Annotated in this window: 13 protein-coding genes; 6 read left to right on the top strand and 7 right to left on the bottom strand. The window is 35.4% G+C overall.

Features of this window, described 5'->3' with window-relative positions:
• Positions 1-843 precede the first annotated feature (843 nt).
• Entirely contained in the window at positions 844-1,053 is a 210-nt protein-coding gene (locus tag AB1414_04810) for a hypothetical protein (protein MEW6606766.1), read from the top strand.
• A gap of 103 nt (positions 1,054-1,156) precedes the next feature.
• Here AB1414_04810 and rmuC read toward each other — a convergent pair whose 3' ends face one another.
• The 6 genes from rmuC to AB1414_04780 all read right to left on the bottom strand — a co-directional run bounded on the left by rmuC (position 1,157) and on the right by AB1414_04780 (position 9,349).
• Complete coding sequence (gene rmuC, locus AB1414_04805; protein MEW6606765.1) at positions 1,157-2,074, bottom strand: DNA recombination protein RmuC; 918 nt, start codon at positions 2,072-2,074, stop codon at positions 1,157-1,159.
• A 66-nt stretch (positions 2,075-2,140) separates the two neighbouring features.
• Positions 2,141-3,337 carry an ATP-binding protein gene (locus tag AB1414_04800; GenBank protein MEW6606764.1) on the bottom strand — a complete coding sequence of 399 codons (1,197 nt, stop codon included), beginning with the start codon at positions 3,335-3,337 and terminating at the stop codon, positions 2,141-2,143.
• A gap of 606 nt (positions 3,338-3,943) precedes the next feature.
• Positions 3,944-4,870, bottom strand: a complete 927-nt coding sequence (gene mdh / locus AB1414_04795; GenBank protein ID MEW6606763.1) for a malate dehydrogenase — start codon at positions 4,868-4,870, stop codon at positions 3,944-3,946.
• A gap of 20 nt (positions 4,871-4,890) precedes the next feature.
• On the bottom strand, positions 4,891-5,787 hold the full coding sequence (locus tag AB1414_04790; protein MEW6606762.1) for a PorV/PorQ family protein: 897 nt from the start codon (positions 5,785-5,787) through the stop codon (positions 4,891-4,893).
• 197 nt (positions 5,788-5,984) lie between these two features.
• On the bottom strand, positions 5,985-8,426 hold the full coding sequence (locus tag AB1414_04785; protein ID MEW6606761.1) for a C25 family cysteine peptidase: 2,442 nt from the start codon (positions 8,424-8,426) through the stop codon (positions 5,985-5,987).
• Positions 8,423-9,349: a BatD family protein gene (locus tag AB1414_04780; protein ID MEW6606760.1), complete on the bottom strand. Its 927-nt coding sequence runs from the start codon at positions 9,347-9,349 to the stop codon at positions 8,423-8,425. Before AB1414_04780 ends, AB1414_04785 begins: the two co-directional genes overlap by 4 nt.
• A gap of 717 nt (positions 9,350-10,066) precedes the next feature.
• Between AB1414_04780 and AB1414_04775 the strand changes: the two genes are divergently transcribed.
• The 5 genes from AB1414_04775 to gmhA all read left to right on the top strand — a co-directional run bounded on the left by AB1414_04775 (position 10,067) and on the right by gmhA (position 17,127).
• Positions 10,067-12,115, top strand: coding sequence for a DUF2723 domain-containing protein (locus AB1414_04775; protein MEW6606759.1), 2,049 nt, complete (start codon positions 10,067-10,069; stop codon positions 12,113-12,115).
• A 797-nt stretch (positions 12,116-12,912) separates the two neighbouring features.
• Positions 12,913-13,155 (top strand): four helix bundle protein, encoded by a 243-nt coding sequence (locus AB1414_04770; GenBank protein ID MEW6606758.1) that lies wholly within the window; start codon positions 12,913-12,915, stop codon positions 13,153-13,155.
• Positions 13,156-13,533: 378 nt separating this feature from the next.
• A complete protein-coding gene (locus tag AB1414_04765; protein ID MEW6606757.1) occupies positions 13,534-15,030 on the top strand; it encodes a right-handed parallel beta-helix repeat-containing protein in 1,497 nt (498 codons plus the stop codon).
• A gap of 469 nt (positions 15,031-15,499) precedes the next feature.
• Positions 15,500-16,567 carry a hypothetical protein gene (locus tag AB1414_04760; protein ID MEW6606756.1) on the top strand — a complete coding sequence of 356 codons (1,068 nt, stop codon included), beginning with the start codon at positions 15,500-15,502 and terminating at the stop codon, positions 16,565-16,567.
• Positions 16,567-17,127 carry a D-sedoheptulose 7-phosphate isomerase gene (gmhA, locus tag AB1414_04755; GenBank protein ID MEW6606755.1) on the top strand — a complete coding sequence of 187 codons (561 nt, stop codon included), beginning with the start codon at positions 16,567-16,569 and terminating at the stop codon, positions 17,125-17,127. Before AB1414_04760 ends, gmhA begins: the two co-directional genes overlap by 1 nt.
• Here the strand turns inward: gmhA and AB1414_04750 are convergent.
• The gene (locus tag AB1414_04750) at positions 17,120-17,662 is read right to left on the bottom strand and encodes a flavin reductase family protein (GenBank protein MEW6606754.1); all 543 of its coding nucleotides are present in this window, start codon (positions 17,660-17,662) and stop codon (positions 17,120-17,122) included. The two genes, gmhA and AB1414_04750, sit on opposite strands and share 8 nt — an antisense overlap.
• Between the last annotated feature and the right edge of the window lie 181 nt (positions 17,663-17,843).

Genomic DNA, 17,843 nt, shown 5'->3' with positions numbered 1-17,843 from the left:
CAAGTGAAAGGTTGACCCTCTTATTGTGCAGAATACAGTTACCCTCCTACTCTCCTTCAAATAGTCAAGTTTTTTATCATCGACTTTCAACGGAACTTCCCCTCTATTTAAAGACAAAAATTTAGCATAACCATTTGATTTTCAATAAGATATAGTAATATCTCTTTTTTTCTAATTCCTATCTACAATTGAAAGGAGGATTTAATTCCTCATCCCTTATGATTGTATAATAGCATATTAATTAAATTTTGTCAAGCATTTTTTTGAAAAATGTTATTTATAAAGACAAAAATTTAGCATAACCATTTGATTTTCAATAAGATATAGTAATATCTCTTTTTTTCTAATTCCTATCTACAATTGAAAGGAGGATTTAATTCCTCATCCCTTATGATTGTATAATAGCATATTAATTAAATTTTGTCAAGCATTTTTTTGAAAAATGTTATTTAAGAATTAAAAGTGAACACTTATAAAAAGCCGATATTCTCCCTTGCTGAATAGTTACAATTATTTTTTTGTAACCTGATGATTTTTTTTTTGCAACTTATCCTTTGAAGTTGAGTTGATAAAAAATGCTTTACTTATTTTCTTCCCTTTGTGCCCTTTGCGTTATTCCTTTGCGCTCTTTACGGTTTATCCCTTTTAACCGCAAAGAACGCAAAGAAATCGACCGCAAAGAACACAAAGATTAAAGGTAAAAGGAATCATAGAAAATTCACGAAACTCCAATTAAATCATATTGTTTGAAATTTTGAATTTTGGTCATTCGAATTTGTTTGGAATTTGGAATTTGTGATTTGGAATTTCATACCCATATCTGGGTCAAATTTCGATTAATAAGTGCAATATATCATTCCTACGGAACTGATTGATTTGTCTATCTATTTCTACCAATATATCGTTCCTACGGAACTGATTGATTTGTCTATCTATTTCTACCAATATATCGTTCCTACGGAACTAATTGATTTATCTATCTATTCTACCGATATTATGTTCCTAACGGAACGATTATTCTCATGCCTTATTTATGGGTATTATCCTATGTAAAGTTCCAGTTAATAACCGCTATATTTTCTGACCTTTGTATTTATCCGTGCTAATCCGTGTTAATCAGTGGCTGAATAGTTACCAATTGCGTAGTGACCGCACACTATACTTCTTTAATCCCTTCCATAATCTTTTCGCTAATTTGGGCAAGATTTCTATTTACCTCTTCATAGTTTTTAAGAAGTTTAGCCCCAGAGGTGACAACAGTGCTTAATTCACGGTCTAAATTACCAATAATTGTCCCCATCTCCACTACATTCTGTTTAAGTGTATTTAAAATATCAACCATCAGTCGTAGGTCTCTTTTGATTTTCCTATCTTTTATACCAAATAAAACTAATCCGAGAAAATAATGGAAGGTTCGAGGTGAGGTCAGATGCACCATCCTTGTTTGGGCATATTCACATAGTTCTGTTTGAGTCAATATTTCATAGTAAGCGTTTTCTGAAGGGATATAAAGTAAGACAAATTCAATATTCTCTAATGTCACATACTTAGCCACGGTGTCAATTTGACTTTTAACCTCTTTTTCTAATTTTCGGCGTAGTTCCTTCTCATCTTTTTGTGTGGCTCTAACTAATTTGCGGTAGGTTTCAATCGGAAATTTTGTATCAATCGGAATAATTTCATTCTCTAACACAATTGCACCATCAACCTTTGTCCCGTCTGATAATTCATAGTCTTTTTTATAGACATCGCGTGGCAATTTATCACTAATTAAGGTATCCAGGATAATTTCTCCCACGCTTTTCATCCCTTTAGTCGCTTTTAATACCTCATTAATCTCGGTTAATTGTTGAGAGGCTGTTTGTTCTCTTAATTCTAATTGCTCCAGAGACAAAGAAAGCATATGAATGGTGCGATGCAGGTCTGTTTTTACCCCATCAATCGTTTTGGTAATATTCCCTAATCCTTCAATAGTAATGTTTTCCTTTCTTCTATAAGATAAAATAGAGAAACTCACGGCAATGATTACACCTATTAAGGTCAATATCATCATTATCAATTCAATTCCAGTCATTTTTTTTTACACTCCTCTCATAATTCATAATTATTTAGCCACAACGGCACAATTATCCTTTTCCCATTATTGCTTTTCTCTAAAGGAATTAAGCAATAGATAGAGTCTGACTAAACGATTATTAAATATATATTCTCCTCGTTCATATCCAAATTTTAAGACATTAAGTCTTTTCATTCGTTGGAGAAAGTTATCAAATTTTTTCTTTTCTACATCAGAAAGCCCTTTTTCAATATTACCTTTTTGGAAAGATAAATCAAAGTCTTCCTTACTAAGTTTTGATAAAATTGAATGATACTCTCTGCTACGCAACGCCTTGTAGATTTGTTGGTCAACAAATTTCTTGCCCGTATCTTCTGCGGCTACAAGAATTCCATTTCTCACATCGTCTTTGTCAACAACATCATCCTTGTCTATCCAGAAAATAGTCTCACCTATAAGATGCATAATTTTGGGAAATCCAGCTGAATAATGGGATAGAAGGGACATTGCTTCATCTGTAACCTGCATATCCACAGAATTAAATGTTTTGTTAAAAAACACTTTTATTTCATTATTGTCCATTGACTTAAGCTCAACTATCTCAAAAATTCGTTCAACGGGTTGATGATGTTGAATCATCTCTCTTCTTCTCTCTTCAACTCCACAAAGTATTAACATTAAAGGAACTTTGTCCGTGCAAAGAGCGTTCTCATCGACCAATGTTTTAATGAAATGAGCAAATTGTTTATTTTTGGTAATTCCGTTAATTTCATCAAGAATTAACATTATCCCTTTAATACCATTATCTTTAACTCGATTCAACAACTCACGCAAGAAGGGCAAAAAACCCTGTGAGATATTTGGCCCATCAGTTTTTAACTGCTCAAGGTTTACACTAAATCCAAAGAGTTCTTGTTGACCTATGTATTTTGCCAGAAAATCTCGAATTTTATCAGTAATGGTAGGTCTATAAACTTGCGTTTTAATTGTTGTTTCAACCGTTTTAATGGCCACACCTTCCACTGTTTCTACATTACCAAGCAATACATGAATGCCCAAAATTTGGTTATCCTTTTCTGCACAATATTTCATAAAACCAGCCAGGGAACTTTTACCAATTCCATATTCACCTGTTAGAAAAATTGCCTGTGGCTTTCCCAATTCAACTTGCTTTATTGACCTGGTAATTCGTTGAATTTCATTTATTCTACCAATAAAGAATTCTATCGGGACAGGTTGCCCTGGATAAAATGGGCTTTTCCCTTTACTAATAATATTCATCCCTTCTCCCCATACGGAAGTGTGTAATTATCTCGCCATAAGAATTGTGGAGGATTTATCCTCATCCTATTATAAAATACTACATTTGAACACCTTTGTCAAGTATTTTTTTTAAAACTTACCCACATCGTAACTATTCAGCCACGGATGGACACAGATGAAACACGGAAAATTCGTAACCGTTCACCGCAGAGACGCAGAGACGCAGAGAAAAAATTAAAATCTATTCACCAGAGACAGAAATTTCCTTTTTTTGTGTGCATTTCGGGTCTTTCGTTGTTTATTAATCTTTTAATACTTACTTTTGACTAACTGTTTTTAAGCCTTTTTAAACAGCGAAAAATGCGAGAAAAATACGAAAAAAAGATATTTTCCTCTCTGTTTCTCTGCGTCTCTGCGGTAAAGGATTACCTGAACGGTTACGAAAATTCGTAATCCGTGTCCGTTTTCCGTCTCCGTAATCAGGCTTAAGGGGTTTTCTCCTGTTGTCCTTTGCCCTCTGCTCTCTGCCTTCTGCCCTCTGCCTTCTGTCCTCTGCTATTTATCCGTGCTAATCCGTGTCAACCAGTGGCTGAATAGTTACTAATTTGATTAATAACCACTATATTACCCATAAAGCTCGGCAATGCCCTGTTTATAAATTTTAGCGGAAGTCTGGAAATTCGTTAATTCATCCTCATTTAATTCAAGTTCAATTATCTCTTCTACCCCATTTGCACCTAATCTTGCAGGCACTCCAATATAAATATCTGAAACTCCATATTTTCCTTGTAAATATACAGAACAGGGTAAAATTTGTTTTGTATCTTTAATGATACTCTCCACCATTTGAACTGTCGAGGCGGCTGGGGCATAAAAGGCACTACCTGTTTTAAGCAATGTTACTATCTCACCACCTCCTTTTCGCGTTCGTTCAATTAATCTATCTAATGTTTTTTCATCCATTAGTTCTGTAATTGGTATTTTATTTACCAGCGTCCATCGAGGTAATGGTATCATTGAATCCCCATGTCCGCCTAAAATTATTGAAGATATATTTTTAGGAGAGATTTTTAATTCTTGTGAGATAAAATAGCAAAATCTGGCAGTATCTAATATCCCCGCCTGACCAAGCACCCTTTGAGGACTAAACCCGGATACCTTAAAGGCATGATAGGTCATCACATCTACCGGATTAGTCACCATAATGATGATAGAATCAGGGGCATATTTGACTATATTTAAGGTTATTTCTTTAATAATCCGGGCATTTTTATAAAGCAAATCTAACCTATCCATACCGGGTTTACGGGCAAGCCCGGCGGTAACAACTACTAAATTTGAATTTGCCATTTGAGAATAATCAGATGTGCCAATGATTTTAGTTTCAAATCCTTCTATTGGGGATAATTGAGCGATATCAAGTGCCTTTCCTTCGGCTAATCCTTCAACTACATCTACTAAAATTATCTCATCAATCAATTCTTTTTGAGCCACTAAAAGGGCAGTTGTTGCGCCGACATTGCCTGCCCCGATGATACTAACTTTTTTCATTGATTTTTTCTCCCTTTTTATCAATACCTTATCATTATCGACAACCGGTGACTTGAACCTAAATCTTGATAAGGCACATAGCCATAATCTAATTGATAAGACTCCTTAAACTTATAGCCTAACCCTACGGTTATACCCGAAAGTGGTTCATTATCAATTTGTTTCAATTTATATCTATAGCCAGCTCTCAAAAAAAGTCTTCCATACCCTTTTGCTAATCCAAAATGAACAGATGGTTTGCTGTCAAAGGGTTTATAAAAGTCTATGGCTAATAATAAACTATCTTTTTGGTATGAAATTCCACCTCGCAACAGTGTAGGGTAGTCAAACTCCTTTTTGTAAATCTTCATTTTTTTCATTTCATTCCAATTTTGTAAAGTTAGACCTATTTTAATATTTTCTCGTAATGGATATAAATAACCGAGGTCAAATACCACGCCCGTACCCTTTTTAGCATCTATTTCTTGAGAGATTAATTTAAGACTCATCCCAACATCTTTATGAGCCCATGAGATAATAACCGCTATATCTTTTGCCTCAAAAGTCCCTATTGGTGCTAAATCATACTCATTTCTTCTGCGTTCTATATCGTCCATGAACAATCCTATCACACCAAGACCAATAGTTTGTTTCTCTTTTAGAGGCACAGTCAGTCCTATAAAATCATGATTCATTTCTTCAAACCAGAGATTATGAATAAAGATAAACTGGCGGGTATTGATTTGAGATAAGCCCGCAGGATTCCAGTAAATAGCCGTAACATCATCCGCAATTGCAGTAAATGCCTCACCCATTCCTACAGCCCCTGGACCTAGTGCAATTTTAAGGAAAGAGGCACAAGTTTCACCTGAATTTAATGCAAATGCTGTATTTGAAAATAAGATTAACACCCCGATTATAATTAAAATCCTCTTCACTTTATTCTCCTATCTGTGATTCAGACACTGGACATCAGACACAAGACTATAGACTCTCATAGTGTAAGTGGAAGTGAAAGTGAAAAACACATCCACTTACACTTCCACTTCTTTTAAGCCTTCATTCTTCTGCAATTTCTGCCCGTTTTAGTCTGGGGTCTGATGTCTATAGTCTACTGTCTGAATCACAGATTCTCCTACCTAATAATGGCTATCTTGCCCTTTTTAGTTCCTACATCACATTTAAGTATGTAGATATAAACTCCAAAGGCAACATCTTTATTTAAATCATTCTTAGCATCCCAGTAAACTACCTCTGAACCAGGATATTTTTGAATTTCAATACCTTCTTCATCTAATGTCCGAATTAATTCACCTGCTAAATTATAAATATAGATTTTCGGGTTAGAATTCAGTGGTATATTGCCAATCTTAAGCACATCACCTTCATCAGGATAGCAAGGATTAGGATAATGGATAACTCTGCTAAGGTTATCTTCCTTTAGATTTATTGTTACACTAAATCTATCGGTATATTTATAGTTTTCCTGACCATCCTGACCACTTATTTCAAGATTAAATTCAACTTTATGTACCGAAGGACAATTAGAGTTGACCATTATCTGATATGGATTACTAAAATTGGTACTTGTTCCTTTAGAAGGCATATCACCAAATGTAGCAGTCCCCTTAACAATAGAAATATTTGGGTCAGTAGTAGTTAATGTTCCTCTTCCTCCTGTAATCGTGCCATCTTTTATATTTTTGAGTGTTACAATTAAATCGGTTATTGTTCCTGGCTTATCAATTACATCCTTAATCGTATAGTCAATACAAAAGATTTCTTTTACTGCTTCAAATTCCATTGTTGGCTCACCTAATAAATTAAGACAGAACATTATCCAGCGGTAAGGATTATGGTCATTACACCTTGAGATAAATTCCACCTTACTTCTACTCAATGTTTCACCAATACGGGTATATCCTTCTTCAAAAATTTTTTTAAAAAACTCTATCTGATATTCGCCGCTATATTTTTTGACATTATATTCATCAAACCAACCATATCTTGAATTGCCAACAAATGCTACTGCACCACCATTTGAATTTAAAATCATCTCCTCACCAATACAATCTGCTTTACTAAAATCCCCAGCAATACAGCCAATGGTGTTAAAGATAAAGGTTTTAGAGCCATTACTTAAGGTTCTGACATCTATAGGGCTACCAATTTCAAAAGGAGGGGCAGTATTCCAGTTAGCATGATTAGCATGGGCAATTGGTCCTACGCCAGAATTGATATCGTTAGTTATTCCATTTTTATCCACACCTCCATCAGTTTCATATTCTTTATGGATAGTATATGTTCCTGGAGTCTCCATTGCAATATCTTCCATAATTTCCTTCGCATCACAAACAGGGTTATACCAAAGTTTATAGGCGATTAAAAGTTCGTTATAGAAATAATCATCATCGGAAGTTTCATAAGAGATAACCTTATTAACAAAATTCGTTACTTCTGATAAGTTACTCACTGGTGCCCTGCCAATAAAGATCTCTGGCATCAAATCGATATTATCTTCGTTTAATTCCCCATAAATTCTATCCTCATCGGTATCCCAATCCCAGTCATTATCAAAGCAGGCATAGTAAAGGTCACAGGGGATATGGGAATCGATATAATCTCCAAGATTTGAGCCTTCTGGTACTTTGGCATATACACCACGATATGGAATAACCTCAGCATCCCCACCTAAAAGGACATAACAGGTTCCATAATTTTCATAGTAATCTTTAATAAAAGCCTTAATCTTTTCTTGCTCATCACCTTGATAATTAGCATATATCCAGTTGGTAGTAGTAATTGTTCCGGTAAATCCCCTTTGATTAATTTTGAACTCGAGTAGTGGTTTAAAAGTATCGGCTAAAGTTTCAGAGGTGATAATACAGTAGGTATAAGTAGGTTGCAGCCGAATCATTTTTAGACCATAGGATGTTGTTACTTCTGGATTAACAACTAATTCCTTAACTAATTTTTCATCCTCCTCAACCAATCTTTGGTCTTTGGTCTTTAGTCTTTGGTCTTCGGTCTTTGTAAGATTCAGATTGAAATTTATTTGTTTATTCCAGAATAATTGTTTAGTTTCAGGATTGTAGCAGGCGCCAAAAACAGAAAGGCAGGCAAGATTGTAACCTCGTAACTTCTGAATAGAATTAAGTTTGATGATATTTTCGGGATAAAAATCTAAAGATAGGTATTGCGGATGCGCAGTTTTTGAGCCATTAGATATAGGAATGGGTGGGGAAACAGGACAGATGTTGTATTCACCCTTTAGTTCTATCTGCTCTATAGAGGTAATCGTTATATCTTTAACCACTGCCTCTGGTGGTAAAAGCACAAAAAAGCTGCGCACCGGTAATTTGGGTCTGCCAATCTCAGCAGACTGATGACATTCCCGAACCTCTACTATATCATAACCATTAATAGATTTTATTTTTAAGGGTTCAATATCAACTTTACAGGCAATAAATGAATTAAGGGCGTCAAATTTAGTTAAAACATCCTCTCCAAAAACAGGTAAGGTTATCAAATTTATTAAGACAGCCCAAAATAAAATATTTGTTTTTTTGGTTTTCATCGTTTTTCTTGTAACTCCTCTGAGAAATCAGCACTTTCAATTGAGAAGTCGATTATCTCTTTAGCTCGCTCAATAACCGTATTTATCTCTTCCTTATGTGGGATATATTTAGCGAATTTTACTAAATCACATTCCTTTAAAAAGTTGTTCACTAAATTGACATAATCTTGTTCTATCAGGTTTATTTTCATTTTTTCAATCAGTTCTTGAGTAGTCAACTCTAAGGCATTAATTTTATATCTTCTTTCGATATATTGTCTAATGACATCCGAAATTTGAATGTAATATTCCTTTACCAAACCTTGAGTTAGGAGATTAGATGTTCTAATTTTATTAAGCTGTTCATAGGCAATTTCGTGTGGCGGTCTAATAACTTCTACCTCCTGTTCCAATGGAGGTTTCTTTCTTTTATTCCAATAGATTAATCCGATAACGCTTATCAGTAAAATTAAAAATATAATGATTAATATCCATATCCATTTAGTTAAATCTGCCTTAATTTCTACGGGTGGTTTTATATCTTTAATATCTTTAGCGTTTTGGGGTAGAACTGATTTTACTTCTATCTTTATCTCTTGAGAATGTCCTTTCCTCTTTTCTTTATTGGGCAATATGTATTCAATGATTACTCCCGGTATCTTGAATTTACCTGTTTGATATGTAGTAATAATATATTCATACTGAATAAGTATTTTATCTTTCCTTGTTTTTTGAGGTTTTAATTCTTTATAATTCAGAATCTCAAAATTACCTGGCTTTATTTCCGGAGGTGTAATCTGAACATTGTTATCTTTTTCAATAACTAATGTATATTTAATCGGGTCACCAATAGTAATAATTGGTTTATCTACCTTAACTGTTATTTCTGGTTCTTGAGCAAAAACACAGGAGCTAATGAATAAAAATGCGAAAAAAACTTTCATGTAACTATTCACCACAGAGACACAGAGGGCACGGAGAATGAATATATTTAGGAAAGGGATATGTATTTGCAAATTATCAAGATTCCAGATATTATGGAACAGATTGGATTTGGTAGTAAATTCTATTATATTCTCTGTGTTCTCTGTGCCTCTGTGGTTATAATAGGTTGAATGGTTACAATAAAATTTTATCACAAAACAAACGATATGTAAAGTCTTTTTTTTGTAGTGTTGATAATTTTTATTGACACAAAACCAATTTACTGATATAATTTTTGTAACCATTCAGGTGGTAATTTACCGCAGAGACGCAGAGGACACACCCCTAACCCCTCTCACTAATCAATTACCCACATTTTAGGATAGATTTTTTTTGGGGAAGGAAGTATGTTATAATAAGGACCATCAATTAAAACTATTAAGCGTTCAGGGTGTAATGAAGGGAAGAAGAGTGGAATTAGAATAATATCTCCTTAATCTCTGTGTGATTCAGACAGTAGACTATAGACATCAGACTAAAGCGGGCAGGAATTGCAGAAGAATGAAGGCTTGGGAAACCTACCTATATCCACAATATCAAATGTCATAGAGGAGTAGTGGTATAATTGATGTAAGGAGTGAAGTAATAGTATGGGGAAGAAAGTCAGAGTACAGAAGACAGAGGGCATAGGACAGAAAAGGAGGAAGTGGAAAGTTCAATTTAGAATTCCAAGGTTTTTGATACCAAAGGATGAACCGATTGTTTCCAGACCATTTACTGCTTTCGACTATGCTGGGGGGATAGTGGTATTTTTCATCTGCTGGGCAGTGTATTTGCATACTTTGACTCCCACGATTGGATTTCATGACTCAGGGGATATGATAACGGCAGCTTATGTTTTAGGTATTCCACATCCGACAGGTTATCCACTGTATTGTTTACTGAGCAAACTTTGGATGACTATTTTGCCAATAGGGAACATTGCATATCGAATGAATCTTGCTTCTGCCTTATGTGCCTCATTGGCATGTATGATGGTGTACTTCATCATTTTAAAGTTGACAGTTGACAGTTTCCAGTTTACAGTAAAAAAGGATTTCTCCGTTTCTCCGATTCTCCATTTCTTTGTTTCTATTTCTAAGATTATCCCTGCAATAGTTGGAGCACTAATGCTTGCATTTGCTACTACATTTTGGGAACAAGCAGTAATAGCGGAGAAATATATACTGAATGGTTTGTTTACAACATTGATAATCTTCATCCTAATAAAATGGCAAGAAATGATGAACTTGGAGCAAAGAGCACGGTGCACGGAGTTAAATGCTCAACGCTCAACGCTCAACGCTCAACGCTTACTCTCCTTATTCGCTTTCACCCTCGGTTTATCCTTCACCCATCATATGCAAACAATCTACTTAGTTCCAGCAAGTCTATTCTTTATCGTAGCAGTTTGGTGGAAAAAATTAAGCCAAGAAAAACAACCGATTCACTCACTACTGACTATTAGCTACTTACTACTCCTAAAAATGCTTTGCTTATTCATTCTGCCATTATTCTTGTACCTATATTTACCTATTCGAGTGAATGTGAATCCTCCTTATTGCTATGGTGATCCAGAGACGTTAGAAAGATGTATTGCCCATATTACGGGGGGAGAATATAAAGATCGATATATTTCTACAGTATCTGGACATGATTTTTTAAAGAGAATGCAAGAGCATATTGACTTTTTCCCTTATCAATTTACTCCTTATCTTGTGTGGATTGGAATAATAGGTATATTTACTTTTTTTAAGAGGAAATTATTTCTTGTTTTCTTTTGTGTGATAGTTATTACTAATATATTTTTTGCAATACAATATAATATACCAAATATTAAAGATTATTATATTATATCATATTTAATATTTTCAATATTAATCGGATTAGGAGCAAGAGAAGTAGTAGTAAGAGGGGTTTATCCTATCTATAGGAATAAAATAAAATTACACATACACATACTTTATATTTTTATTTTATTCCTTCCAATTCTTTCCTTTTCTATACATTATCAGAGTAATAATTATAATAACTATTATTTAGCTTATGATTATAATAGAAATATTTTAAAACCTCTAAAAGAGAAATCGCTGGTCATTTTAACATTAGGATATGATGAGGTAGTTTTTCCTTCCGCTTATATACAATGGGTTGAAAATTACCGTTCTGATGTAGCTATAGTTATTTATGTTGGATTAGTGGAGGAATGGTATATTGATTTACTTAAAAAGAACTATCCTTACTTAGTTATTAATTTTCCTTCTCAACAAAGAGATAGAGAGATGAAACTAGAGAAAATTAAAAGAGAAAGATTAAATAATCTAATAGTTCACAATATTGATAAATATCCTATTTATACATGGAATCAAGAACTTTTTAGCAATTATCAATTAATTCCTGGAGAAAATATAATGCTTCGGATATTAAAGAGGGAAGTAACCTTAGATAAGATGTGTGAAGAATTTAAAGAGGTGGATTTAAATCTAAGAGGTATTCATAAGGGCAAAATTAATAGAAAATACCCCTCTACTCCGATAGAAAAGAAAATAATAGAGAATTATGCATTTGCTTATATGGCAAAGGGAGAGTTTTATTATTATATTAAAGAATATAACAAAGCAATTGTATCTGTGAGAAAAGCAATAGAAATTAATCCTAATTTTCAAGAAGCTCATTACTTTCGTAATACTATTTTAAAGGAGTGTACACATAAAGGGAAAATTCAAAAGGGGTATGATAAAAAATGAGGAAGAATGTTTTTTATGGTAAGAATATTAGTTAGGTCACCCTGATAAATCAGGATGTTAAACTCAAAACTAAGGATAGCCACTCATATTAACTGTGATGAATGGTTGCAGCAGGTAGGGATAATAAGTATTAATCTCAAACTGAGAATAACAAAATTTGCCGTAATTTCCTCTTGACAAAATTCAGAATTTGAGGTATATTATACTTAACACCGTTACAAATTGCGATTTTAGAAATGGTTCACTTTAGCGTGAAAGCTTGCGGTTAAAAAATGGATATGAAATTAGAAATTAGAAATTGGGGAAAGAAGTGAAGACCTAATTTCTAATTTCCAAAAGAAATCACAGGGAAAACGATGAAAATAAACCGTCCCTAAATAGCTCAGTTAATGGCAGTGTTCAGTATAATTGTTAATTGTGAATGGTTAATTGATAATTGTCAATGATGGTATTGGAGTGACAGCACTTGTGCTGTCAATGACACCACAAGTGGTCTCACTCCTCTGCGGAGCACAAAGGAGAATGGAAATGTCATTGCGAGGAGCAAAGCGACGAAGCAATCCAGCGAGATTGCTTCCCCTGAACTTGATTCAGGGTTGCTCGCAATGACAGAAAGAAGAAATTAAAGAAATTTAAAAAAATTTGTTGACATAATCCCATAGGGGTATACTATAGAATAATAATATTTTTCACAATAACTGGAAGGTTTTCGGATAAAAAGGTTCAAGGTTCAAGAATTAAGGTAAATGGAAAAGAGAAAGATAAGGAGTTATGAGGATTTAGAGGTATACTAAAAGTTGTGTGAATTGCATCTGGAGATATGTGAGCTCAGTTATACATTTCCAAAACACGAACTTTACGAGTTAGGGTCGCAGATACGTCGGTCATCAAACTCAAGCCCAGCAAACCTTGCTGAAGGATGGAGTAATAAGCATATCAATATCTATTTAGAAGGAATAAATCGAGCGTTATCAGAAATACGAGAAACCAAGCATCATCTTTATATAGCTTTTAGGAAGGGATATCTGAATAAACAGTAAAAATAAGGTTCGAGGTTCAAGGATCGAGGAGCAGGGTAGAGTAATTTTGTTCCTTGTACCTTGATCCTTGTTCCTTCGGTGGGGGTGAAAAGGAGATTGTCTGTTTGGAAGGGCTAATAAAATCAACGCTCAATTTTATCCAAGAGCGTTCAACTGGATAAAGGAGGTGATGAGTATGAAGAGATAAAACTTTTTTGTAAAATGGTCAGCTGTAAAACTGACCATGGATAAGGAAAGTAAGAGAGCAATTAATCGGGAATCATGTGAGGGAAAACAGGTTTTTTAACCGCAAGATTTCACACTAAAATGACCTGTCCCAAAATCTCTCTACTCTCTACTTTCTACTTTCTACTTATGAAAAAAGGAGGTTAAGATTAAATGAAAAAGACATTAATAAGAGTTTTAAAAAGTGTAGGGTTGAGTGTAGTGATGGTGAGTTATGGTGTGCTGGTAGAGGCAAGGGTATTGCATGTTCCATTAGAGTACTCTACTATTCAATCAGCCATTAATGCGGCAGTAGATGGAGATACGGTGTTGGTAGATGATGGGACATACATTGAGAACATCAATTTCTTGGGTAAAGGTATCACTGTGGAGTCTGTAAATGGCACAACCAGTACCATAATTGACGGCAATGACAGTGGTAGTGTGGTAACCTTTAATTCTGGCGAGGGAACTAAGTCGGTTCTGAGTGGGTTCACAATACAGAACGGATCGGCTACCTTTGGCGGAGGGATTTATTGCAAAGCCTACTCCTCGCCAACAATTACCAACTGTACCATCAGTGGAAATTCAGCTATTTGTGGCGGTGGGATTTGTTGCAAAGCCTACTCCTCGCCAACAATTACCAACTGTACCATCAGTGGAAATTCAGCTAATGAGTCAGGCGGCGGGATTTCTTGTCTCTCTTCCTCACCAATGATTATCAACTGTACCATTAGAAGAAATTCAGCTAGGGATGGCGGCGGGATTTTGTGCTCCGACTACTCCTCGCCAACAATTACCAACTGCACCATCAGTGGAAATTTAGCTGCTGTTGGCGGTGGGATTTATTGCTTCTACTACTCCTCGCCAACAATTACCAACTGCACCATCAACGGCAACGTGGCTAGCCTCGTCGGCGGGATTGCGTGCTTCTACTCCTCGCCCACGATAACAAATTGCACCATTTCCAACAACTCGGATCCCTTCTGCGGCGGGATTTATTGCTACTCCTCCTCGCCGAGAGTTGTCAACAGCATCCTATGGGATGATAATCCAAAGGAAATCCATTTAGAAATGGGAAGCTCTATTGACATCACATACTCTGATATTGAAGGTGGCTGGGCAGGAGAAGGCAACATTGATGCTGACCCATTGTTTGTAGGTAGTGGTGATTATCACTTAACCGCAGATTCACCATGTATCGATACAGGCACCAGTACAGGAGCACCACCAGATGACATCGATGGTGATACAAGACCACAGGGTGCAGGCTATGATATGGGCTCGGATGAGTATGTTGAGGAAATACAACTACCTGTCCCTGATGTAAAGGCAAATGGCTCGGATGGAACAATAACTACCTCAGGGCCAGTATCAATCACCATTGAACTTAATTCAGGAGGTTATGCCGGTCAAAATGCAGATTGGTGGCATGTTGCAGAGACACCTTTTGGTTGGTATCGGTATCAGGTAAGTGGAAATACATGGGTGCCAGGTCTGACAGTTAGTTATCAAGGACCTTTATTTGACTTGACTCCTCCATTTAATACCTTGAACACATCTCTACCTTCAGGGACTTACACTATCTACTTTGGAGTGGATATGAATATGAATGGTGTGATAGATTTTGATAGTCTGTATTATGACCGTGTAGTCGTCATAGTGCCATAAAGAGATAGCAAATGCCCTCTCTACTTTCTACTCGATACTTATGAAAGGCAGTAGTAAAGAAAAAATGAAACCACAGGGGACACAGAGAAAATAAAGAATTAACATAAAAATCTCTGTGTTCTCTGTGCTGGAGTTTCGTGAATTTTCTATGATTCCTTTCTCCGTTAATCTTTGCGTTCTTTGCGGTCGATTTCTTTGCGTTCTTTGCGATTAAAAAAGGATAAATCGCAAAGGGCACAAAGGGAAGAAAAAAAGGGAAGAAAATAGGTAAAGCATTTTTTATCAACTCAACTTCAAAAGGATAAGGTGCAAAAAAATCATCAGGCTTTTAAGCCTAATTTTACCCTCTTTGAACAAAATAAACAGATTGATAAGGATAAAGAGAATTTTAGAAGTAGCATAAAATTTACGAAAGTCCAGCTGTGGTTAGTTTTTGACAATACCCCTGAAGGGGGAAAAGGAGGATATTATGGCAGAGAAAAAAACACAATCAGAAAAAGTTTCTATAACAAGCACCAAGCAGGAAATACTCGATGCATACCAATCACTTCTTAAACAACTCGAAGAGAAAAGTAAAACTGAACTAAAACCAGAAGAGAAAACCGAGGAGAAAAAGAAAAAAGAGGTAGTAGAATCAGCAGATGCTCTGTCTGCGGAAGGAATTGTAACCCAGTTAATTAATCTGAAATTAGAGATAGGCAAGATGTTGACACAAGTTTCAGATAATATGGAGAAGGAAGTCAATAAATACACTGGAATTAAGAAGGCTATCGAAATTAAAGAGAAAGAATTAGAGGATATATATGGAATAGAGCGGGCATCGGCAACATTAGCCGCTTTGATAGAAGCCCAACATCAAAAAAGAAAGGAATTTGAAGCTGAAATAGTCGGTAAAAGAGAAGAATTAGACCAGGAAATCCAACAAACTCGGCGGAAATGGGAAGAAGAGAAGAAACTCTATGAGGCACAAATCAAAGAACAACAAGATAAAGAGGCAAAAAGACAAAAGCAGGAAAAAGAGGAGTATGAGTATGCCTTTAAACGAGAACAACAGATAACAAAGGATAAATTTGAAGATGAAAAGATAAAACTGGAAAAAGAAAGTCAAATTAAAAAAGAACAGCTCGAAAAGGAACTGGCTGAACGAGAAAAGATAATTGTAGAAGGTGAGAAGGAATTAGACGAATTGCGAAAGAAGGTTAGTGCTTTTCCCAAAGAAATGGAAACAGCCATAAGTAAAGTTGTTAAAGAAACTACTGAAAAAATCCAGTTAGATGCAAAGAATAAAGAAGAATTGTTGAAGAAAGGATTTGAAGGTGAAAAGAATGTTCTTCTCACGCGAATTGAATCTCTTGAGAAGACAGTAAAAACACAAGAAGAACAGATTACAAAACTCTCAAATTCCCTTGAAAAGGCATATCAAAAGGTTCAGGATATTGCGGAAAAGGCAGTTGAGGGCTCTTCAAATCTTAAATCTTTTACTAACCTCCAGCAATTAGTAAAAGAACAAGTGAACAAAAAAATGGATGAAAAGTAATGGAAGGAAAAGTTTTAGCCCAATTAAATGAAAGTGCAAAGATAAAATTAAAGTTAGATACAAAACAAATTGTTGTTGCCGCTCAACTCATCATCGAGGCGTATCAAAAAGGTGGTAAGGTGCTTTTGATGGGAAATGGTGGTAGTGCCGCAGATGCCCAACATATTGCCGGCGAGTTAGTGGGTAGATTTAAAAAGGAAAGAAAGGCATTACCGGCTATTGCCCTGACAACAGATACATCCATCCTGACCGCAATTGGAAATGATTATAATTTCGACGAAATCTTTAGACGACAGGTAGAAGCGTTAGCTCAACAGGGTGATATTGTCATTGGTATTACTACAAGTGGCACTTCGCCAAATGTGCTCTTAGGTATTGAAAAGGCTAATGAAATAGGGGCAAAAACTATTGGATTATCAGGCAGAGATGGTGGAAAACTGCGACAAATTGCTAATCTTTGTCTAATTGTTCCTTCAAACAACACCCCACGAATCCAGGAAGCACATATCACCATCGGCCATATTATCTGTGATTTAGTAGAAGAAACATTATTCAGATAGCATTAGTATTCGTCGCAAACGATGTTCCACCAAAGTGATAGATAAAATTTGTTTTTTCTATTCTCCAGAATGCACCGTCAAAAAGGTCTTCATTGGCACAGGCACTAACAATTTTCCCAATAAAGATAGTATGGTCACCCCCAGGATACATCTCTAAAACCTCACATTCTAAATGTCCAGGACACTCTTTGATTAATGGTGGTTTAACTATTCTGGATGGCAGAGCAGTGAGTCCACTTTCTTTAAACTTATCTATGTTTTTACCTGAGGTAGTTCCACAGAATTTGACTTGATTTAAAAGGGAAATATTCGGAATATTGATGCTAAATTCCCGCGTGGATTCTATCAGTTGGTGGGAAAAATGGCTTTTAGCCACACTTATTGCGCATAATGGAGGCTGATGACTAACTGGCATTTGCCAGGCAACAGTCAGAATATTGGGTTTCCCCTCTTTTGAAATAGAGGTTACCAGCACAACACAACCACTATTTATAAGCCGATTAGCATAGACAGGAGATACCTCTTTTTTATTCATATCATAAATTATATGATTCCCAAATGAATTTGTCAAGGATTTTGTAAGCGTTCCGGTGGTGTAACAAAAGGAGATGTGGAGATTAAGGAGATAGGGAGATATTATTAAAAAAATTGAAATTAATAGAAACTAATAGAAATTTATGGAAATTTGTTGTTTTCCACAATCAATTTCTACCTAT

This window comes from bacterium (assembly GCA_040755795.1).
Classification (GTDB): Bacteria; UBA9089; CG2-30-40-21; order CG2-30-40-21; family SBAY01; genus JBFLXS01.
This window is presented reverse-complemented; position numbering and strand designations above follow the sequence as displayed.